Origin of the sequence: Streptomyces crystallinus (assembly GCF_039521265.1) — a bacterium.
In the GTDB taxonomy this organism is placed as follows: Bacteria; Actinomycetota; Actinomycetes; order Streptomycetales; family Streptomycetaceae; genus Streptomyces; species Streptomyces crystallinus.
The window spans coordinates 1-19,924 of record NZ_BAAACA010000038.1; the positions used below are offsets into that span (position 1 = coordinate 1).

Here is a 19,924-nt window from a genome sequence, read left to right on the forward strand (position 1 = left end):
CCTGCCCCGCTCCGCGCGGCAGCGATTGCCGATCGCTCCGCGATCGGCCGGAAGGGAACCCGCTCCGCGGTTTCCCTTCCCGTATCGGAATTCGCTCCGCGAATCCTCAGTCTGGCTAGGGAGTTGAGGTAGGGGCCTCGATCGGCTGGCTCCTCAAACTGTGCCCACTCCGCAGCCTCCAAAAAAAACGACTTACCATCAAATTGCTTTGGCGGGGCCGACTTTGGTCTGGCGTCAGGCCTTCCATGTCCGCAGGAGGCCGGCGATTGTGGCTGCGGTGCAGGTTGAGGTATTCAACTCGTAGGCCAGAGCTCTTAGTTGGTCGCGGGTCGGGGTGGCCGGGATGTTGCTGGCTTCCAGGTACATCACCGCGACCGCGCATGCCACGGTGAGGTTGGAGTGTTCCAGCCAGCGGCACCGGCCCAGGGTGTGGACCAGAGCGGCGGCGCGCGCGTAGGGCCCGTCGTAGAGCGGGTGGTCCAGGAGTTCGCCCCGGTGGCGGGCGACGGCTGCGGTTGGCACTCCGTAGTCGTCCACAGCGGGGTCGCGGCTGCCGGCGCGTTCGGCGACCTCCAGGATCCAGGCCTCGTCGACATGGAGGATCACGCAGCGGCACCCGGCTGCTTGCCTGAGACGGGCGGCTGATCGAGTTCGCGTTCCAGGTCGTCGAGGAAGGCTCCGTGCCTGTCAATCAGCCGCTGTGCCGCAGCCATACCCGCAGCACGCGCACCCGTGGTGTCCTCAATGATCAGCCGCTCGACGTACTTGGTGAAGTCCAGGCCCCGAGCCGCTGCGGCCTCTCTGCCAGCGGCCAGGACCTCGGGCTCCAGACGGAGCTGCGTCTGCTTTCTCATATTGGCCACACTTCAAGGTAGCAGGGTGGTATCAGGTGAGGGAAGGTCCTCATGGAGCTTCTCCCGAAGGTCCTGGGCGGCGGCAGTCTGCGCACATCTCGCCTGCTGTGCGGGTACGGAATGCTCGTTCACAGCCGTCGCAGGTCTCCAGTGGCGCCAGGTCATACGGCTGTGGTCCGGCAGGCAGAGGCGGCGGGAGCAGGGTGGTCAGGCGGTGGGCCAGGAAACGGGCCGGCCAGCGGATATGGTCACGCGGAAGGCTCTCGGTCACCGCGCGGGTGATCTGCGCCGGAGGCACGCCACGATCGAGCCACTCCTCGACAGCGGCTGCCAGGTGCTCCATGTCCCTCTCCGAGAGCAGCAGACGCGGGTCGACGGCGCGCAGGCCCGCCAGTACGCCCATCGCCGGACTCCACGCCGGGGTAGCGGGCGTGACACAGGCCGCGGGCCTTGGGGCCGCAGAGGCAGGCTGTCGGGGTCCAAGGACCCCGCAGGTGGTGTCTGCCGCTGGTGGTGGGTCAGGTGGCTCCTTGAGAGCGACCGGAGGCGGCGGCGGTGACTCCATCGGACCCGTGGCGGGTCTGGGGCGGATGTCGCCTTCCCCTCCCGTCACAGGGGTCGGGCGGGTCGGCTGCTGTCGCTGGGGTGCCTCGGGCGCCTGAAGCTGGCCGCAGCCGGGCTTGTCGTAGAAAAGCGTGCGCGTCGCGAGACGACCGTTGTCGAGTCTCACCACCTGGCGCTCCAAGTACCCGGCTGCCTCCAGCTCGTTCAGAGCCCGCCGGATCGTCGTCTCCCCCTCACGGAAACGTGAGGTCAGAGCTTTCGCAGTCACCGAAGCGCCGTCCGGGAGCGACTGGATGTAGACCGCCACACCGATCGCCGTCGCCGACAGATCCGGATGCTGACTGAGATGATTGCCCACTACCGTGAACCGGTCGCCCTGGCGATGCCGCATGTGATGAACCCCCCTTCCGGGGGAACCCGCAGATTGCGCCCCGGAGTTGGCGTTAAGCTGTAAGCAGGTCATGGAAGCTGGATTCTTCCTGTGTGGCCCAGGCCCCCGAACAGGATTGCCGTCCTGCCGGGGGCCGAACTATGTCCGGTGGTCGTGTTGCGACCGTACCCCACCCACCCGCATAGCCGACAACTCATCACCCGAACGTGTGAACGGGATGATTAGGGTGACAAACGGTCGGGATCGGGTCGGGTTCTTCGGTTCTTTAAAACCTAGGTACTTAAAAGAAGGCGCGCGTCCCACCGGCACCCGGAAATCCGCGCCCCGGTGCTGCCACCAACACCCCCACCCTCCCCCAACGAAGGTGCTCTCACTCCACGGCAGCATCGAGGAGGATCTGCGCCAGCTCGCGCGGCTGGGAGAACATCGGCCAATGGCCGGTGTCCATCTTGGCCAGCCGCCAGTGCTTGCTGGTCAACAGCCCTGCCACATCTTCGTCCGGCTCAGCGTCGTCCGGCTCGGCCCCCGGCATCACGCACAGGATGTATGTCGCCGGAAGTTCACCGAGCGGCCCCGCCAGGACAGCGGGCTCGGTCAGCGTGGCACCTGGGTGAGGCGTCGAGCCACGCACGAGGCGTGCGATCTGCTCATCAGTGAGACCTTCGCCGTCGTAATGAGCAGCTGGCGCGAGCGGCCAGAACCCCCCGTTCGCGGCGATCGATGCCTCCACTGCCGCCCCGCCGTCCGGCCAGGCGGAGACAAACGACTCGCCATCAGTGGGAACACTTGCGTCGACGAACACCACGCGGGCCAGTCGGTCACCGATCCGCTCCGCGGCCTGACCGACCGGGATGCCCGAGTAACTATGACCCACCAGGACCACGTCACGCAGCCCCTGGCGTTCCACCTCGGCAACGATGTCCTGGACGTGAGTCGCTTGCCCCGCCGGTACACCCCGCTTGTCAGCAAGACCGGACAGCGTCAACGGATAGACGCCGTGGCCGGCCGCACCCAGATACGGCACCACCTCGCCCCACGCCCACGCCCCGAGCCGTGCACCGGCAACCAGCACGAAATTCACCATGCCCGCACCGTAGCCGGGCAGCCTGACGATCTCCCAGGAAATACTTTCGATTACAGGCCCTCGGTTCCCGGGCCCTCAAGAAGCCGGGCCGGGCGTGCCCGGCCTCATGCCACCCTCCGGGCCACGCGCTCACGCGGCGGCGCCACCACGCCCGGGAAGTCGAACGGGGTGAGCACAAAGGTGAGGCGCGTCAGGCCCAGGGTGTGGGCGCGGGTGGGGATCTCCTCGACCAGGCGGCAGATCTGGAGGCCCCGGCGCGGGTCGGGGTGGCGCAGTACGCGCAGGGGGCCTTCGGAGTGGGCGAGGTCGCCCGTGTCGTCCGGGGCGCAGCCCTCGACGGAGTCGCGGCACAACGCGCGCAGCGACGGGCGGCGGTGCACCTCGGTGTGCAGGGCCCGCAGCCCGGCATCGTGCGGGTACTGCTCCCGTGCCCCCGCCAGCGCGGAGAGCAAGGAGATTCGCCAGTCGGCGTGGTTGGCGAGGATGCTTCCCGCCTCGGGGTGCAGGAGGCCGAACCGCAGGAAGCTGGCGGCGGGGTCCGCACCCGGGTGGGCGCTCAGGCCGGTGAACAGGTCGTGGTAGGCGCGGTTGGCGGCCCGTACCTCCCAGCGGTGGTTGATCAGGAGGGCGGGCAGCGACAGCGCGTCCATCATGACGTTGCAGTCCGCGAGGAAGGCGCTGGCGGCCTTGTCGGGTGTGCGGCCGGGGTGGGCCGGGGGCTGCCGTACGCGGGGGAAGCGGCCGACCGCGAGCCGGAACAGGCGTTCCACCTGGTAGTCGGACATCTCCAGGACGTCGGCGAGGGCGTGGAGTTTGCCGTCGGTCCACTCCTTGACCCGGCCCCGCTCCCAGTTCCCGTACGCCCGCGAACTGACCCCGAGACGTTCGGCCACGGTCTCCTGGCTCAGTCCGAGGCGGCTTCGGCGGCCACGGATGAGCTCCTGGAGGGGGTCGGGGCGGGCCGGCCTGTCGGCTGTTCTCGCCCGTGCCGGGTTCTTGGTCCTTAAGTCCTCGTGTGTACCCACCATCGTGTTCGTCCCCGTTCCCGTCCCCGTGTGTGCGAGGTCTTCGGAGCGCTGCCGCTGCGGTCCACCCGGCGGCTCAAGTTCCGCTTTGCGCAGGCCTATTGACGCTCCGTCACCTCTTTCCGTGATCCTGCAACCCTTCCGCAACGGATGTCAACCAGACTTTCCTTCGGGAGAAAGCCCGCTTTGCCTCAGGGGTGGGTTCAAGCCGCCGCAGTCGTTACGCTCGGGCCTCTGAGGAGCGACGCGGTGGTACGACAAGGGGGTGCCGTGAGTGATGCCTGCGGGCTCGACGCGACGCTGGACCGCGTGCGGGCCCTGATCGAGGAGCTGGAGCGGCGGCCGGAGGACGTCCTGGACGCCGCGGAGCTCTCGTACACCTCGGGGGTGCCGCTGGGGGACGTACGGGAGCTGCTCGCCGGGCGGCGGGTCGCGGATCCCGGTGTGGCGGCCCGCGTGCAGCAGCGCCTGGGGCTCCTGATCGAGACCCGTAGGCGGTGCGGCGACGGGGTGGTGCGGCCCCTGGGGGAAGCGGTGGCAGCGCATACGCAGGCCGAGATCGCCCAGGGCATCGGCGTCACGCCTCAGGCGCTGCGGGCCTACCGGAAGCCGGATCACCCCGCCGTCCCCAGCGTCCATACGGTCCTCGGCATCAGCGAGTGGTTCCGGGTGCACTCGGGCTGGCTCACCGAGCCGGCCGACCGCGCGTTGGCCCGCGTATTGCGCGAGCGGCTCCAGGAGCTGGAACGGCAGTCCGCCGAGCGGGAGATGGAGCGGCTCCTGGACGACAGGGGTGTGCGTGCTCATGCCTTCCGAGCGGTCGGCGCGCTGTCGCGGCAGAAGCTGGAGGCGCTGATGACGCTGCTCGGCTCCGATCCTGACGGCTCCGGCCCTGGGGGGCCCGCCGGGTCCGCCGGGGCCTCAGGGGCCCCCTCCCCCGGTCTCTGAACGGCCTTCCGGTGTGGTCTGCCCCCTTCCTCACCAGGGACGTTCGCGGCGGCCGTGCGGTGTGCAGGCTGCGGTGCGCCGCGAGGGCGACAATGGCAAGTTCTGGTTCCTCGTCCGGTGCGCCCAGTGACCGGTTCTCGCCGTGACCGGTTCTGGCTGGGAAACCTCCTTTCCGGAAGCGCCGTTTCCTGGTCAGGTTCCTCTCTCCTTCGATAGGCATCATGTCTCGCGCTGAACGCGGCAGCACAGCAAGAGCGTTGGACAGAAGGGGGATTCATGCGCCGGAGTGTCGTGGTCGTGTACGAGACGTGCTGGTCGGGCGATCCGCGGTGGGAGGGCGCGCTGTTGTTCAGCAGCCTGGCAGCAGCGCAGCGGCAGGCGGAGCACGCCTATCTGCGGGTGGCGGCCGACGGGTCGGGCCGCGACCCGCTCCTCGCTCCGGGGGGTGGCGCGGGAGGGCTCGTCTGGTCGCGGCAGGAGGCGGGCGAGGCACGGGCGTACGAGACGTGGAGCCTGCTCGACGGGGGTGCGCGCACCCCGGTCTCCATCAGCGCGCGGCCCGTCCACGACGGCTCGGAACTGCCCGCGACCCTGACGGGCTGGCGGTCGTTCTCCCCGCCGCCCGACCGGGGCCACCATAGCCGCGACCGGCCCGCCCCCTGCCGCAGGGGTGCTGTGCAGCGCGCCCTCTCCCCCGCGGCCGCCCCTCCCCATACGGCCGGGGCCGCCGTGCCGCACGGCGGCCCCGGCCCGGCGGTGTCCTCGGTCGAGGAGCTGCTGGCCCGCTTCCGCCGACACCCGGACCTGTCCGAGGCGATGTACGCGCTGTGCGGGTTCGACCTGTCGTGCCGTGACCACGGGGAGGTGCTGACGGCGGCCTCGGGCGCGCCGGTGGAGGGCTTCGCCGGGGACGACGTCGGCGGCACCTACTTCCTGTGCGGCACCGATGCCGACCAGCGAGCCGTCGTGTACGCGAGCCCCGAAGGTGAGGGCGGGCTCATCGCGGACAGTCTCGGTGACGCGCTCCGAATCATCATCGGGCTGCCGGGCTGGCAGGACTGCCTGCGCTTCTCGGCGGGCGGCAGTCTCACGGCCATGCGGGCGGCGGCCGCGTACCTGGAAAACGATCTGCGCAGGGTCGAGCCCCAGCTCACGGCGCGCCGCGCCCGGCTGGCGGGGGCGCTCTCGCTCGATCTGCCGCCCGTTCATCTGCTGCTGGCCCGGCTGCACGACGCGGTGGCGCGGACCACGCCCTCGTACGTCCTGACGGCCGCCCAGGGCTACTCCTACACCTCGCTGTTCGGCACGCTGACGCCCAGCGACAATCCCGGCTGGAGGGCCTCCTAGCGGGTACCGGTCCTGGTTGCCTATCACGCCGTGATAGGCAACCAGGGTTCGCAGGACCTCGGCCGATTGTCGATAGCCCGTCAGGGGGGCGCGGGCTGACCCCCGTCCGTCCCCCTCCCCCGGCGCCCCGCGTCCGAGCCGTCCCGCGCAGAATGCGGGCATGCGTATTCCTTCCGAACTCGTCCCGCTCAACGGCCAAGTCCACGCGTGGCTCCCGCACTTCCCCGGTACCTGGGGCATGGCCAACTGCGTCGTGGTGACCTCCGGCGCCGAGATCCTGCTGGTGGACACCCCCTACACCGCTCCCCTGACCCGGGCGCTGACGACTGCGGCCCAGCGGGTGGCCGCGCCCGGTGCCCGGGTGTCGACCGTCGTCAACACCCACGCCAACGGCGACCACAGTTACGGCAACGGCCTCTTCCCCGACGCGGAGATCGTCAGTACCGACGCCAACCTGGCCCATCTGTGCGCGGAGCCGACGCCCGGGCAGTTGCAGGCGATGCTCGACGGGTGCCGCGACGAGGTCGCCTTCGAGCGGTATCTGCTGGCCCACTTCGGGCGGTACGACTACACCGGCCTCGAAGTCGCCGCTCCCACCCTGACGTTCAGCGGTCGGCTCGATCTGCTCGTCGGGCCGACGCCGGTGGAGCTGTACGAGGTGGGCCCCGCGCACACCGCCGGGGACCTGATCGTGCATCTGCCGGAGAGCGGGGTGGTGTGCGCCGGGGACGTGCTGTTCATCGGGGACGTGCCGGTGCACTGGGCGGGACCGCTGAGCGGTGTCGTCGAGGCGTGCCGCCGGATACTGGAGCTGGACCCGCGTGTGGTGGTTCCGGGGCACGGGCCGCTGGTGGGTCAGGCGGAAGTGCGCGCGTACATGGCGTACATGGAGGAGCTGAGCGGGCGGCTGCACGAGCTGCACGGCGCGGGCGTCGACGTCGAGGAGGCCTCGCGGGTGCTGCTGCGGGAGCACCGGCGGCCGGGGCTGGGGCTGTGGGAGCGACTGGCGGTGCTCGCGGCGGTGGAGTACCGGCACCTGGACGGCGTCGAGGAACCGATCAACCTGGTCGAGGTGCTCGCTTCGGCGGTCCGGCTCGCTCCGGACTGCGTGCCCGAGGCGGTGGCCGGGCGGCCCGAGCTGGTGGCGGGGCTGGCGGAGCTCGGGGTGGTGGACGGGCCAGCGGCGGTGGTCGAGGGCTGACGACGGGTCGGGTCCCGCCAAGGGGTGGGCGGGCGCGGGTGGGCGGGCGCGGGTGGGCGGGCGCGGGTGGGTGCGGTTATCACGGCGTGATAGGTCAGGTGCTGCCCGGCGGGGCCGCTGGACCTATCACGCCGTGATGATCCGGCTCCTCCTCCGAGGGCCTTTGCCGCCTATCACGGCGTGATAGCCCTCCGAGGCTCGTACCGTCGTCAGCCGGTCGTCGACGGTTCCGTCGTGACGGCCTCCCTCTCCCGGGAGGCCTCCTCCTGGAGCCGCTCCAGCATCCGGCCGCGCTCCGCCGGGGTCATCCGTGAGATGGCGATCTCCGCGCAGGCGACGCCGTCGTTCCACGGCATCTTGACCACAGGCCGCGCGCCGGGAGCCGAGGAGGCCTCGGGGCGGGGGGCCGGGAGGTCGTTCCCGTGGGAGTGGGAGTGGGAGGCCATGGGTGTCGGGGCGGAAGCGGTCGCGGGGGTGGGGTTATCACGGCGTGATAGGTCCGCCCCGTGCTCGCGATTATCACGGCGTGATAGGTCGCGCTCCTCTGCCGTCTCCGTCGTCTTCGGCGAGCTATCACGGCGTGATAGATCTCCGTTCTCCGAGCCGCTCCCCCGGCCCGGGCTATCACGCCGTGATAGGTCCGCCGCCCGCCTGCTCGCCTCGCGGCGCTCTTCCGCCGCGGCCGCCCGGGCATCGGCCTGGGCTCGCTGCTCCTCGGCGTCGTACTTCGACAGGTTGCGTACGTGCTCGACCTTGCGGCGGCCCTCGACCAGGTCGGCCTGGAGTTCTGGGGTCAGGTCCAGGACCGACAGCTTGGAGGAGATCGTGGACTGGGCGATACCGAGGCGCTTGGCGGCACGGCTCTGGGAGCCGTAGAACTCCACCAGCTTCTTCAGGGCGTACGCCTGCTCCAGCGGGTTCATGTCGTCGCGGTGGACGTTGGCGACGAACGCCGCCTCCAGGAGCGACTCGTCCGTGGAGACGAGGGCGTTGTCCACGCTGACCCGGACCGTCGCCACCCCCGCCAGCCGGGCCGCCGCCAGTCGGCGGTGGCCGTCGATGACGATGTAACGGGTGTCGGGGTCGAGGTCGTCGGCGCGTTCGGGGCGCTCGCGCAGATACGCCTCGACGGAGGCGACCGTGATGGCGTTCACCAGACCGATCTCACGGATGCTGTCCGCCAGGCCCTCCAGGTCGCGCAGTTCCTCGCGCGGGTTGTCGGGGTTCTGGCTGATGCGGCCGACGGGGAGTTCGGTGGGGTCGGGGACTCCGACCGTCGGGGCGTCGGTCGCGGCTCCGATCGCCGCGCGCCGGGCGGAGACCGCGCGCGCCTGCCCGAACGACGATCCCGCTCCGAGGTTCTTGGCCTTGCTGCTCACTTGCTGATCTCCCGGGCGAGGGCACGCAGCCCTACGGACTGGTCGCAGCGCGGGGCGTACGACAGGAGGGGACGCTTGACGCGTACCGCTTCCTTCTGTTCCTTCAGGTCTCCGATGACGCCGACGACGCGCGGGTCCTTGATGTCCATCCAGGACTGGAGGGAGGAGGTGGCGATGTAGCCGCGCCGGGCGTCGTAGTGGTTGACGACGATGCCGAGGTAGTCGAGCTCCAGGGCGAGGTCGGTGCGCATGTCCTCTATCTGCGACGTCAGCAGGTCGTAGGCGTCGGCGCTGCTGTCCTCGGCCTGGACGACGATGAGGGTGCCGGAGTTGCCGGGGACCTCGCCGGGGCGCCGGCGGCCGTAGTAGGCGGCGGCGTCCATGCTCAGGCCGAGGCTGGGCGGGCAGTCGATGAGGATGACGTCGTAGTCGGCTTCGACCGGGGCGAGGGCCCGTTCGAGGGCGGCTTCGCGGGCGCGTACGGATGCGAGGCGTACGTCGAGGAGGAACGCGTCCGTGCACGCGGGCAGCAGGTGGAGGCGGTCGCCGAAACGGTCCTCGTCGATGGCGACGATGACATCGCGCAGTTCGCCCTTGGCGTCGCCCGCCATGTGGTTGGTGAGGGAGTCGCCACCCATCGGCAGCGGTTCCTCGCCGAGCTGCTTGGTCAGGTGGCCCTGCGGGTCGAAGTCGACGAGCAGGACGCGCTGGCCGAGGCCGGGGAGGTCTTCGAGGGCGAGGGGGTCGTTGCCGCTGTCGCCCTCGCCGTCGTCGAGGAGCGCGGCGAAGTGCTTGGAGACGCGTACGGGCATGAGGGTCGTGGGGTCCTCGGCCAGCGCCTCACCCGTACCGGCGGTGATGGCGGTCTTGCCGACGCCGCCCTTCTGATTGCAGACGACGATCCGGCGCACGATCGCGGGGCGGCGCACGGCGGGGGCGGGGTGGTGGTCGAGCCACACCTGAACGGACTGGGCGAGGCCCTGGATGAGGGAGACGCCCCGGTCCTTGCAGTCGGTGCGGAAGCCGGTCCACTGCTCGGCGGGCAGGAACGTGGCGAACGATTCGGCGCCGGCGGTGTCGATGGGGGAGAGGTTCGAGCCGAGGCTGCGCCAGGTCGTGATGCCTGTCTCGACGGCTTCCTGGATGTCGACGCCGAGCTGAGCGGCCCGGACCTTCAACTCCTGGCGTAGCCGCAGGGGGAGCTTCGAGACGACCTTCTCCCGGTCGCTTCTGGGTGCAGGTGAGGTGGGTGAGGTCATGGAACGTAACTGTACTAACGCCGAAGATCCATTGATGGATTGACACGTTAGTTTTCTGGCTTGGGGAAGGAATGCGAAGGGGAGGAAAGCGCCTAATAGGGGCGAAGTGGGTGGCGGGGGAGGGGAGTTATCACGGCGTGATAGGTCGGCTCGGGCTATCACGCCGTGATAGGTCGGGCCGCCGGCGGAGGCGGGCGGGGCTGTCCCGGAGGCAGGCGGGGCTATCACGGCGTGATAGGTGCCGTGTTGGTCGCCGCCTATCACGCCGTGATAGCTGCCGGGAATCCGCGCGATCTATCACGGCGTGACGGCGTGATAGATCGCTGAGGGGACGAGCCAGGCGGGGTCGGCCGGGAGGGGAGGCGCGGCTGGCTATCACGGCGTGATAGCTCGCGGGAGGTTCGGCAGCTATCACGGCGTGATAGGCCCCGGGCAGCTCCGGTATCACGCCGTGATAGGTCGCTGCCCCCCCACTCCCTACGTCAGCGCCACGTACAACACCCCCAGCACCCCGTACGCCCCCGTCACCACGCCGCCCCACCCCCACGCCACGAGGATCTTGCTGCGGTGGCGGATCGCGTACGGGTCGTTGCGGGCGTGGCGGTGGCTGAGGCGGGTGCGTAGGAGGCGGTAGTCGGTGAGGAGGGCCACCGACGTGGCCGTCCAGCCGACGAAGAGCAGCAGGAGGAACAGGTCCAGGACGCTCATGGGTGCCTCGCGGTGTCTGCGGTGCCTGCCGTGTCTGCGGTGTCTGTGGTGTCTGCTCGGAGCATCGGGGTGCGGGCTCGGCGCCGGGGTTCGCCGGGGTGGAAGACCAGGATCATCATGCGGACGCCGGGGGCGGCCATCGGCTGGGCCGCGCACAGGGTGACCCAGCCGGGGCCCAGGGTCAGGTGGCGCAGGGGGCGTTCGTCGGCGTCGAGGGGGAGGTGGGCGCCGGCGCGTTCGTAGATTCGGGAGGAGAGAGGGTCGGCGAGGACTTCCTTCTCGATCTGTTTGAGCGTCTCGTCGTGCGGGTCGGCCGCGAGGGCGCCGCGCAGATGAGGGAAGGCGAAGGGCGCCCAGGAGTTCTCCCAGTCGGTGAGGACCGAGCGGGCGGTGCGGTCCAGGGCCATCCAGCGCATGGTGTTGTGCGGGGCGCGGCCGTCGGGGAAGAGGGCGGCGAAGGCGGTGTTGTGGGCGAGGAGGTTCCAGGAGCGGTCGTGGACGTACGCCATGTGCGCGATGCCGTCGACGGCTTCCTGCCACACGCCGGGGATCTCCTCACCGGAGCGCGGATCGAGGGGGCGCGGCGGGTCCTGGCCGCGTCCGTAGCGCCATAGCGCGATCCACTCCTGCTCGTTCATGCCGAGCAGACGGGCGACGTCTTCGAGGAGGTCGGCGGGCGGGTTGCCGTAGCGGCCGGATTCCAGGCGCCCGTAGGTGTCGGGGGCGCGGTGCAGCAGCTGGTCGATCTGAGCCTGGGAGAGGCCGGGGGCGCGTCGGCCCTGGCGGGTGGGCCGGTTCAGGCCCTGGCTCTCGGGTGTGATGAGTGCGCGGCGTTCGCGCAGCAGGCCGCGCAGCGCAACCTTGTCCATGAAACGTGTTCCCCATGCGTGGGCGGCCCCCGGTACGAGGGGTGGCGGCCGCCTTGGTGAGCAGGGCCGGTGCGGGGCTCAGCAGCCCCAGGCGGAATCCCTGCGGGCGCGGACCGTCCGGGTGGGACGCAGTGGTGCCGTGGGGACTTCGCCGTACTGCATGGGGCTTCCTCTCGTACGCGCGTGAGCGGTGGTGATGAGGAGGGGGGCGGGGGAGGGGTGTCGAACATCGGGCGGCTGTGCGAGCGTTTTCGGCCTGGTCCGGGGGCCGGTGTCCCCGGCGGGGCCGGGTGCCGTACAGGCCCACCGGTACGCTGCCTGGTCGGACAGATGGCGATCAAGCGGTGGCGGTTGCGTGTGTGCGCCGGGCGTATACACGCAAGTGCGCCGACGGGGGCGAACCAGGTGGAGAGCGACAATCCGGCACGGCGGACGGACCGTCTGCCGCCGGAGGCGGTCGAGTTGTACGGGCGGATAACCCGCCATGAGCCGTTGACGCCCGAGGACGGGCCGGTGCTCGCGCGGCTGCGGGAGCGGGGGCTGGTGGCGGTGGACGCGGATCTGCCGGACATCCCGATCGCCCTGGACCCGCAGGAGGCGGCTCGGCGGCAACTGGACGCGGATCTGCGGGAGATGGTGGCGCGGGCGGCGCGGATGGCGGCGATACCCGAGGACGCGGACGAGCTGAGCGTGCACTTCGAGCGGGCCAAGTGGCGTTCGGGGCGCGGTTCGGAGTTCCTGACGGAGCCGGGGCTGGTCAACGCCCGTATCGAGCACGCGATCAGCCAGGCGCAGAGCGAGCTGCTCACGGCCCAGCCGGGCGGGCCGCGCTCGGCCGAGCTGCTGGCGATCGCGATGGACCGGGACAGCCGGGCGCTGGAGCGCGGGGTGAGTGTGCGCACGCTCTACCGCGACAGCGTGCGCGACGACGAGGCGACGCGGCGGTGGGCGCGGGTGATGACGGGCAAGGGGGCGCAGTTCCGTACGCTGATCGGCCCGTTCCAGCGGTGCATCATCGTGGACCGGCGCACCGCGTTCGTCTCGGACCACATCGTGAACTCGGTGCCCAGCCACGCGGCCTGGCACGTCCTGGACCGGGCGGCCGTGGCGTACATGGCGGAGGGCTTCGACCAGGAGTGGCGCCGGGCGGAGATCTGGCACGGGGATCCGAGGGCCTCGGACGTGGCGGCGGGGGCGCGTACGACGCGGTTGCAGCGGGAGATCCTGCGGGACACGGCCGCGGGGATCGAGCAGCGGATCACGGCGCAGCGGCTGGGGATCGGGCTGCGTACGCTCTCGAAGGAGATCGGCAAACTGCGGGAGCTGTGGCAGGTGTCGACGCTGGCGGAGCTCACCTACCGCTGGGCGCTGTCGGCGGAGCGGCTGATCGACGACGTGTGATCGATGGCGTGTGACGGTGCTGGTGGGGTGGGGGATGCGTACCACTGGCCGCACCGGTTTTCGGCGGAAAAATCGTCGGGAGAAAACGCGGTGTGCTCTGTTGCATGCTGAGCCCGGCCGATCGGAGGCGTCCGCAGCCTGGGGCGACTTCGGTCCGTACGTCCGCTGTCACGGGGGACTGCCATCCGCGCGCATGCCAGAACCGGCAGTGCAGGGCCTCTCACCGGGTTCTGCCGGGCATCGTGCGGGGCCGGGTGTCCGAGCCGGGATGCCCGGACGCTGCCGAGTCTCGGCACGCCTCCCGTGCCCAGCGCCGGCGTGTACGGCGTCCGTTCCGCCGCCCTGTCCGGCTGTGCGGGCGCGGACGGTCGCCCGAAGACTCTGGGGCGGCCTCAACGCCCCCAACACCCCCGATTCCCCCAGTCGCTTTCCCCCAGTCGCTGGCGAAACGATCCTTCAGCGCCTTTGATGGGCCCATGGGTTGGCGGGGGAGCGGTCGGGGCAGTGGCGTACGCGTCCGGGTCCTCGCGGCGGCGCTGCTGGCCCTGTGCGCGGCCGCCTGCGGGCCTTCCACCGCCTCGGACGCACCCGACGGCGGCGCCAGTGCCTCCGCCTCCCGTGCGGGCTTCTCCGTCCGCTACGAGCCGCCCGCCGCCCCCGACCGGACCGACGCCGCCTTCCTGCGCGGGCACCGGATCCTGGAACGGGCCTCGGCCGACCTCGCCGGGTTCGTTCCCGCCGAACGGCTCGGCCCGGGCGTGGAGGTGGTCGGCCGCTCCTGTGGAGGGGAAGGTTCCGGATACGCCCCCGACGCCCGGCGGATCGAGGTCTGCTACGACGACGTGGCCCAGGAGCGGGCCCTGTTCGCGGGGGCGGGGGCGCGCCCGGCGGACGAGGAGGTCGAGGCCGTGCTGACGGAGACGGCCTTCCACGAAGCGGGGCACGCCCTCGCCGACGTACTCGGCCTGGACCTGGGCGACCGGGCCGAGGAGGACGCGGCGGACCAGTTCGCGGCGCTGATGCTGATCCGGCGGGGCGCGGCGGGGGAGCGGCAGTTGCGGGCGGCGGCCCGGGAGTACGAGCTGTCGGCGGCCGGGGACGCGGATACCGCGAGCGGCGCCGGGGCGCGGGACGAGCACTCCTCGGACCTCGACCGTGCCACCCGCCACCTCTGCTACCTCTACGGTGCCGACCCGGCCCGCAACACCGACCTGGTCGGCACCAGGCTGCTCTCCCGTGAGCGGGCCGGTCGCTGCGGGCAGGAGTGGCGCGGAGTGCGCGAGGCTTGGCAGAAACGTCTCGGTTAGGTCGCTGCCCCCAGCGACTGAAGCGACCGGAGCGACCGGAGCGACTCAAGGCCAAAAGACAGCCCAGGGAGCGCGGAGGCGGGTGGGGGGAGCCGTGGGCGTAGCGACTGAAGCGACCGAAGCGACTGAGGCCCGGACCTTTTGGCGTGTCCCGGACCAGTCGTGGGCACAGGTACGGGGCTCGGTCGCTTCAGTCGCTTGAGTAGCTGAGCCCGGGAGGGCTTCGGTCGCTGCCGTTCAGTCGCTGCGGAGGCCTTCAGTCGCTGTTACCGGAGGTAAGGGTGAAGGCGGTTTGGGCGTTTTGTTCCCGCAGCTACTGAAGCGAGCGACCGTAAGTGCTTCAGTAGCTGTTCAGTCGCTGCCACAAAATCGCAGGTCAGACGGGGTGAGGTCACCCGGACAGCGACTGAAGCGACTCAAGCTCCTATGTTAGTTACGGATATCGCGTTTTTGCTCGTGTGCGCGTGTTCAGCTGATAAGAAGGGCAGTTGAGTCGCTGTCAGTCGCTTTTGGATCTTCAAAGGGCCTCTGACCTGCGGTTTTATACAGCACCGAAGACAGCGACTGAAAAATCCTCAGTCGCTGTCCTTCAGTCGCTGCCGCTCGTTGAGTAGCTGGGCGAGTAGCTGGGCCGGTCACTGCGCCGGTCGCTGGGTCGCTCCCCGGTGCCCGACACGGCCGCCGTTTTGCCTGGGCCTGCGCTCGCCCGCCCCGATGCTTCGCTAACCTATGTCCGTCGTTGAGTCGCTTCAGTCGCTGAGTAGGGGAACCACATGACTGCTGAGCTGCGGTTTTCGCGCAGCGACTCAGAGCAGTCAGCGCCTGAGCCGACGCTTGCCCAGCTCGCCGGGATGGGCCCGCACGCCCTGGCCCGGGGCTGCGCCGCCCGGAACTGGGCCGTGCACCCCCTGGGGCCCGGACGGAAGACGCCCGTCGCCAACTGCTCGCGCTGCCGCCGCCCGGGCCACAGCCACGAGGGCTGCGCCTGCGTCGCCGCCGGTCGCTGGTGCCACGGCTTCCGGGCCGCCACCGTCGAGCCCGCGCTGGTCGACCGCTGGTGGGGCAGCGACCCAGGCCTCGGCGTCGGGGTCGCGTGCGGGGCCTCGGGCCTGGTCGTGATCGACGTCGACGTGCACGCGCAGCCGCTTCCGGACCGCGACCGCCTCCTGCCGGGCATCCCGATCCACGACGACGTCGATCTGCGGGGCCTGTCCAACGGCTTCCACACGCTGGCCGTCCTGGCCGCGCTGCGCGGCCAGCAGAGCCCGGCCGACGACGCCTCGACCCTGCGGGTGCGCACGCCCTCGGGCGGGCTGCACATCTGGTACCGGGCCGTGCCGGACGGCCGGCGATGGCACTCCTCGGTGGGCCAGGGGGGCGGCTGTTCGCTGGCCTGGCAGGTCGACGTACGGGCGCACGGCGGCTACATCGTGGCGCCCGGCACCGTCACCCCGGCCGGGACGTACACGCCCCTGGAAGGCGCCGGGGATCCCGCTGAGCTGCCCTCCTGGCTGGCCGACGAGCTGGCCCGCACCGGGCATCTGAGGACCGCTCAGCGCGCCGCCTGCCAGCCGGCCCCCAACCGCGCCCGTCAGGCCGTCATCGCCGCCGGTGGCGGCCGCGAGCAGGCGACCCGGGTGCTGGCCGCCGCCCTGGCCGAGGTCGCCGACTGCGCGGCCGTGGCCGAGGGCGCGGGCTTCACGGACAAGCTGAACCGGGCCGCGTACACGGTCGGCGGGCTGGTCGCCGCCGGGTATCTGGGCCATGAGGCGGGGGAGCGGGTGCTGCTGGAGGCGGCCGAGTACGCGCGGCCGGGCCAGGAGCGCCGGGCCGGCGCCATCGTGCGCGGCGGCATGGCCGCGGGCACGCGCCGCCCCCTCGAGCTCCGGAGCCGCTCGTGAGCGCCTCCGGCAAGGGCGGCGGCGGCCGCGGGCAGGGCCAGGAGGACGTGCTCTTCGACTTCGACCCGCAGACGGTCGCCTCGCAGATCCTGGCGCACTCGGCCGACCCCTGGGCCGGGGAAGCCCTGTTGCCCGCTCAGACGGGCAGCCAGGGCCCTTCTCAGGGCTCTTCTCAGGCCCGTACGGGATCCGTTGAGGCGGCCGCCGAAGATCCGCCCCCGGCGCCGGCCGACGCAACGGCCCCGCACCCCCCCTCCTCCACCCCCGCCGGGCTGCTGCCCGACACGCTCACCGACCGGGGCAACGCCAAGCTGTTCGTGCGGCTGTTCGCGGACGACTACCGGCATGTCCCGGGCCTGGGCTGGTACCGCTGGGACACCACCCGCTGGCAGCTCGACGAGGACGACACGGTGATGTGGGCGGCGGGTGACCTGGCCGAGAACATCGCCGACAGCGACCCGCGCGGGCTCTACACCGCCCAGGCGCTCCAGCAGCACCGCCGCCGGGCCCTGTCGACGTCCGGGATGAACGCGATGCTGGCGCAGGCCCGTTCGGCCCCGGGCATGGTGCTCAACGCCTCGCTGCTCGACGCCGACCCGTACGCGCTGTGCACGCCCGCCGGGATCGTCGACCTGCGCACCGGGCTGCTGCGCACGCCCGACCCCAACAAGGACTTCCACTCCCGCTCGACCTCGACCGGGCCCCGGCAGATGCCGACGCCGCGCTGGAACCGGTTCTTGACCGACACGTTCGGCGAGGACGCCGAGTCGGCGGAGATGATCGGCTTCCTGCATCTGCTGCTGGGCTACTCGATCACCGGTGACGTGGGCGGGCAGATCATGCCGTTCCTGTTCGGATCGGGCAAGAACGGCAAGTCGGTGCTGCTCGACGTGGTGATGAAGCTGCTCGGCGACTACGCCGACGCCGGGCCCCCCGGGTTCCTGATGGCCCGCCCCTTCGAGGGGCACCCCACCGACCTGGCCGAGCTGCACGGGCGGCGCGTGATCGTCTGCTCCGAGGTCAAGCCCGGCGACAAGTTCGACGAGGCCCGCGTCAAGCTGCTCACCGGCGGCGACCGCATCAAGGCCCGCCGGATGCGCCAGGACTTCTTCAGCTTCCAGCCCACCCACAAGCTGTGGCTGCTGGGCAACCACCGCCCCGAGGTCGGCACCGGCGGCTTCGCGTTCTGGCGCCGGATGCGGCTGATTCCCTTCGAACGGGTCGTCTCCGACGAACGCAAGATCGACAACCTGGCGGACGTCCTGGTCACCGAGGAGGGCCCGGGCATCCTGAACTGGCTGATCGAGGGAGCGCGCCGCTATCTGGGCGGCGACAAGGACCTCACCGGGCCCGAGCGCGTACGGATCGCGACGACCGTGTACGCGGAGACCGAGGACCACACCGGGCGCTTCTTCGAGGAGACCTGCGCCCTGCACCCCGACCACCGGGCGGAGCAGACCCGCCTCTACGCCGCGTACCGGGCCTGGTGTCAGAATGAGGGGGCACCCGTCATCACCTCCCGCGCGTTCGCCGCGCGCGCACGCGAACTGGTCGGGCTGGCCTCGCCCAAGGAGATGATCTTGTCCAATTCGCGGAAGTACTACCCGGGCATCGGACTGCTCGCCGACGAGGAGAGGGCATGAGCTCCCTGATCACCGACGACGAGATCAGCCACGAGACCGAGCTGGTCTGGCTGGAGGACATCTCGGCCCTGGACTATGTGCGCCAGAGCCTGGACCGGCTGCCGACGCGGCGCAGCAAGCCCGCCTACCACCGCGACGGGCGGATGGTGGGCTACGCGCTGCTGGGCCCCAAGGCGAAGGCGTCGCCGTCCTCGGGCACCTGGCGCCGCCGGGTGTTCTGGGTGCTGCCGCACGACCGGGACAGCGAGCCGGACGGGCTGTACGCGACGGGCGCGCCGGCCGAGGCGATCGACCCGCGCACGCTGGCGCCGGGCAGCAAGGGCCGCAAGACGGAGCGCTCGGAGGGCGGGCCGCCGTCGTCGGCGATGCGCGAGCTCGGGATAACGCTGCCGCTCTGACGCTCCGGCGCTCCGGCGCTCCGAGAAGAGGCGCTCCACCGGCGGGTACGAGTGATCCGCGGGCCCGCGCGACCGGTGTGCGCGTACGGGTGGCAGGCGCCGCGTCCGTCGGGTGGCGGCCGTGTCTACCAGGTGGCCCCGGCCGGCTGGCGGGTCGTCGCGTTGAGCCGGTTGAACAGGTTCGTCAGCGCGATCAGCAGGGTGAGGGCGGCCAGCTGCCGCTCGTCGTAGTGCGCGGCGGCCTCCTCCCACACCGCGTCCGGCACCCCGTCGGGGCGGTCGGCGAGGCGGGTCGCGGCCTCGGCGAGGGCGAGCGCCGCCCGCTCGGGCGCGGTGAACAGGCCCGACTCGCGCCAGGCGGCCACCGCGTGCAGCCGCTCGTCGCTCTCCCCGCCCTTCTTGGCGCTCACCACGCCCCCGTGCACGCAGTAGCCGCACCCGTTGATCTGGCTGGCCCGCAGATGCACCAGCTCCAGGGTGGACTGCGGCACGCCGCCCTGCTTGGCGGCCTCGTACACGTCCAGCAGGGGGCGCATCGCGGCGGGCAGGACGACGGCGGGGTTGCGCATCCGGGCGGGGCGCTGGGTGGTCGGGGCGGTCATGGGGTGCCTCCTTGTGCTCGTCGCACGGGCCGGTGCTCGTCCCTCGGGGGACTCTCTTTCTCATGTGGACCAACGAGCCAGTGCGGCGAACGGGACGCTCCCGGCGGGCCGAAAAGCGTACGGAACGGGAAAAGACCGGGCTGCCGGCACCAGCCCTCGAGGGGCGGTGCCGGCAGCCCGGCGGGTCCGGACGGCCGCGCGGGCCGCAACGGGACTCAGCTGCCGCTGGCGCCGTTGCCCGACAGGACCGGGATGTTGTCCAGGATGTGCGAGAGCGGCTCGTCCTTCTTGGTCTCGCTGGAGTTCTCGGTGCACTGCTGGTTCTGCTGCGGGGACAGGATCGGGATGTCCTGCACGCCGATGTTGATGAGGGCGAGGACGGACTGCACGTTGACCTTCTGGAGCGCGCCGACGCACAGCTTGTCCAGGGTGCCCTGGACGAGAGTCATCTGGGGGCTCATGTCGCCCGCGGCCGTGGAGTTGCCGTACTCCTGCTGGCTCTCGTTCCCGCTGAACGCCGTGGATCCGTCCTCGTTCCCGATGGCCATCGCCTGGGGCGCCACCATCATCGTGACACCGGACACGGCTGCGGCGACGGTCGTGGCCGACCACAACTTCTGCATGTTGGCTCCTCGTTAGTCGAACTCCACGGGCGGAGATCTGTAGGCATCAACGGACACGGCGGGCAGCGGTTGCTGTCCGTGACGATGAATAGCCCGTTTGGCCGATCGGGGCCGTGAACGGGCGCGCGGCACGGTAAGGGTGTCGGCGAACCCTCCCGCGAATTCGAGGTGACCTACATGCCGGAGCCCGAACGCCCCTGGCACCGACAGGCGTTCATCCCCGCCAGCCGCAAGGAGAGCGCCCCGCCGCCCGCGCCCGCCGCCGGGCCGCCCATCTACCAGCAGCTCGCCGCGTCCTGGGCCGCCCAGGGCCGCACCCTGCCCGGCGGCCCCGACCGGGAGTGGCGGGCGCTGGTGACCCGCCCCTGCTGGCCCGCCTGAAAAGCCCCTGGGGGCGGGCGGGTACGGCGAAGGGCCGGG

19 protein-coding genes are annotated in these 19,924 nt (G+C 71.2%); 9 read left to right on the top strand and 10 right to left on the bottom strand.

Annotated elements, in window-relative coordinates; translation table 11 throughout:
- Positions 1-234 precede the first annotated feature (234 nt).
- The 4 genes from ABD236_RS26185 to ABD236_RS26205 all read right to left on the bottom strand — a co-directional run bounded on the left by ABD236_RS26185 (position 235) and on the right by ABD236_RS26205 (position 3,921).
- Positions 235-606, bottom strand: coding sequence for a fic family toxin-antitoxin system, toxin component (locus ABD236_RS26185; RefSeq protein ID WP_344077537.1), 372 nt, complete (start codon positions 604-606; stop codon positions 235-237).
- On the bottom strand, positions 603-854 hold the full coding sequence (locus ABD236_RS26190) for a hypothetical protein (protein WP_344077540.1): 252 nt from the start codon (positions 852-854) through the stop codon (positions 603-605). The genes ABD236_RS26185 and ABD236_RS26190 overlap by 4 nt, the downstream gene beginning before the upstream one ends.
- 1,325 nt (positions 855-2,179) lie before the next feature.
- Positions 2,180-2,893, bottom strand: a complete 714-nt coding sequence (locus ABD236_RS26200) for an alpha/beta fold hydrolase (protein ID WP_344077544.1) — start codon at positions 2,891-2,893, stop codon at positions 2,180-2,182.
- 104 nt (positions 2,894-2,997) lie between these two features.
- Positions 2,998-3,921, bottom strand: coding sequence for an MmyB family transcriptional regulator (locus tag ABD236_RS26205; protein ID WP_344077546.1), 924 nt, complete (start codon positions 3,919-3,921; stop codon positions 2,998-3,000).
- A 267-nt stretch (positions 3,922-4,188) separates the two neighbouring features.
- Between ABD236_RS26205 and ABD236_RS26210 the strand changes: the two genes are divergently transcribed.
- From ABD236_RS26210 to ABD236_RS26220, 3 genes are all read left to right on the top strand, one after another.
- Entirely contained in the window at positions 4,189-4,866 is a 678-nt protein-coding gene (locus tag ABD236_RS26210; protein WP_344077548.1) for a transcriptional regulator, read from the top strand.
- 276 nt (positions 4,867-5,142) lie between these two features.
- Positions 5,143-6,213, top strand: a complete 1,071-nt coding sequence (locus tag ABD236_RS26215; protein ID WP_344077551.1) for a hypothetical protein — start codon at positions 5,143-5,145, stop codon at positions 6,211-6,213.
- A gap of 160 nt (positions 6,214-6,373) precedes the next feature.
- Complete coding sequence (locus tag ABD236_RS26220) at positions 6,374-7,414, top strand: MBL fold metallo-hydrolase (RefSeq protein ID WP_344077553.1); 1,041 nt, start codon at positions 6,374-6,376, stop codon at positions 7,412-7,414.
- A 209-nt stretch (positions 7,415-7,623) separates the two neighbouring features.
- Here the strand turns inward: ABD236_RS26220 and ABD236_RS26225 are convergent, their stop codons facing one another.
- The 4 genes from ABD236_RS26225 to ABD236_RS26240 form a co-directional block, all read right to left on the bottom strand.
- Positions 7,624-8,793 (bottom strand): ParB/RepB/Spo0J family partition protein, encoded by a 1,170-nt coding sequence (locus ABD236_RS26225; protein ID WP_344077555.1) that lies wholly within the window; start codon positions 8,791-8,793, stop codon positions 7,624-7,626.
- Positions 8,790-10,052 carry a ParA family protein gene (locus tag ABD236_RS26230; protein ID WP_344077557.1) on the bottom strand — a complete coding sequence of 421 codons (1,263 nt, stop codon included), beginning with the start codon at positions 10,050-10,052 and terminating at the stop codon, positions 8,790-8,792. The genes ABD236_RS26225 and ABD236_RS26230 overlap by 4 nt, the downstream gene beginning before the upstream one ends.
- 477 nt (positions 10,053-10,529) lie before the next feature.
- The gene (locus ABD236_RS26235; RefSeq protein ID WP_344077559.1) at positions 10,530-10,760 is read right to left on the bottom strand and encodes a hypothetical protein; all 231 of its coding nucleotides are present in this window, start codon (positions 10,758-10,760) and stop codon (positions 10,530-10,532) included.
- Entirely contained in the window at positions 10,757-11,629 is an 873-nt protein-coding gene (locus tag ABD236_RS26240) for an MmyB family transcriptional regulator (RefSeq protein WP_344077561.1), read from the bottom strand. The genes ABD236_RS26235 and ABD236_RS26240 overlap by 4 nt, the downstream gene beginning before the upstream one ends.
- A gap of 405 nt (positions 11,630-12,034) precedes the next feature.
- Here ABD236_RS26240 and ABD236_RS26245 point away from each other — a divergent pair, with 405 nt between their 5' ends.
- From ABD236_RS26245 to ABD236_RS26265, 5 genes are all read left to right on the top strand, one after another.
- Positions 12,035-13,030, top strand: a complete 996-nt coding sequence (locus ABD236_RS26245; RefSeq protein ID WP_344077563.1) for a hypothetical protein — start codon at positions 12,035-12,037, stop codon at positions 13,028-13,030.
- 476 nt (positions 13,031-13,506) lie between these two features.
- A complete protein-coding gene (locus ABD236_RS26250) occupies positions 13,507-14,337 on the top strand; it encodes a DUF4344 domain-containing metallopeptidase (RefSeq protein ID WP_344077566.1) in 831 nt (276 codons plus the stop codon).
- A gap of 773 nt (positions 14,338-15,110) precedes the next feature.
- Positions 15,111-16,238: a bifunctional DNA primase/polymerase gene (locus ABD236_RS26255; RefSeq protein WP_344077568.1), complete on the top strand. Its 1,128-nt coding sequence runs from the start codon at positions 15,111-15,113 to the stop codon at positions 16,236-16,238.
- A 272-nt stretch (positions 16,239-16,510) separates the two neighbouring features.
- Positions 16,511-17,881, top strand: a complete 1,371-nt coding sequence (locus ABD236_RS26260) for a DNA primase family protein (protein ID WP_344077984.1) — start codon at positions 16,511-16,513, stop codon at positions 17,879-17,881.
- On the top strand, positions 17,878-18,279 hold the full coding sequence (locus tag ABD236_RS26265) for a DUF6009 family protein (protein WP_344077570.1): 402 nt from the start codon (positions 17,878-17,880) through the stop codon (positions 18,277-18,279). Before ABD236_RS26260 ends, ABD236_RS26265 begins: the two co-directional genes overlap by 4 nt.
- Before the next feature lie 125 nt (positions 18,280-18,404).
- On the opposite strand, the gene ABD236_RS26270 is transcribed toward ABD236_RS26265, so the two are convergent.
- On the bottom strand, positions 18,405-18,881 hold the full coding sequence (locus tag ABD236_RS26270) for a carboxymuconolactone decarboxylase family protein (protein WP_344077572.1): 477 nt from the start codon (positions 18,879-18,881) through the stop codon (positions 18,405-18,407).
- Between the two features lie 215 nt (positions 18,882-19,096).
- Positions 19,097-19,504 (bottom strand): rodlin, encoded by a 408-nt coding sequence (locus ABD236_RS26275; RefSeq protein ID WP_344077575.1) that lies wholly within the window; start codon positions 19,502-19,504, stop codon positions 19,097-19,099.
- Positions 19,505-19,681: 177 nt separating this feature from the next.
- On the opposite strand from ABD236_RS26275, the gene ABD236_RS26280 reads away from it, so the two are divergent.
- Positions 19,682-19,885, top strand: coding sequence for a hypothetical protein (locus tag ABD236_RS26280; protein ID WP_344077578.1), 204 nt, complete (start codon positions 19,682-19,684; stop codon positions 19,883-19,885).
- Positions 19,886-19,924 lie beyond the last annotated feature (39 nt).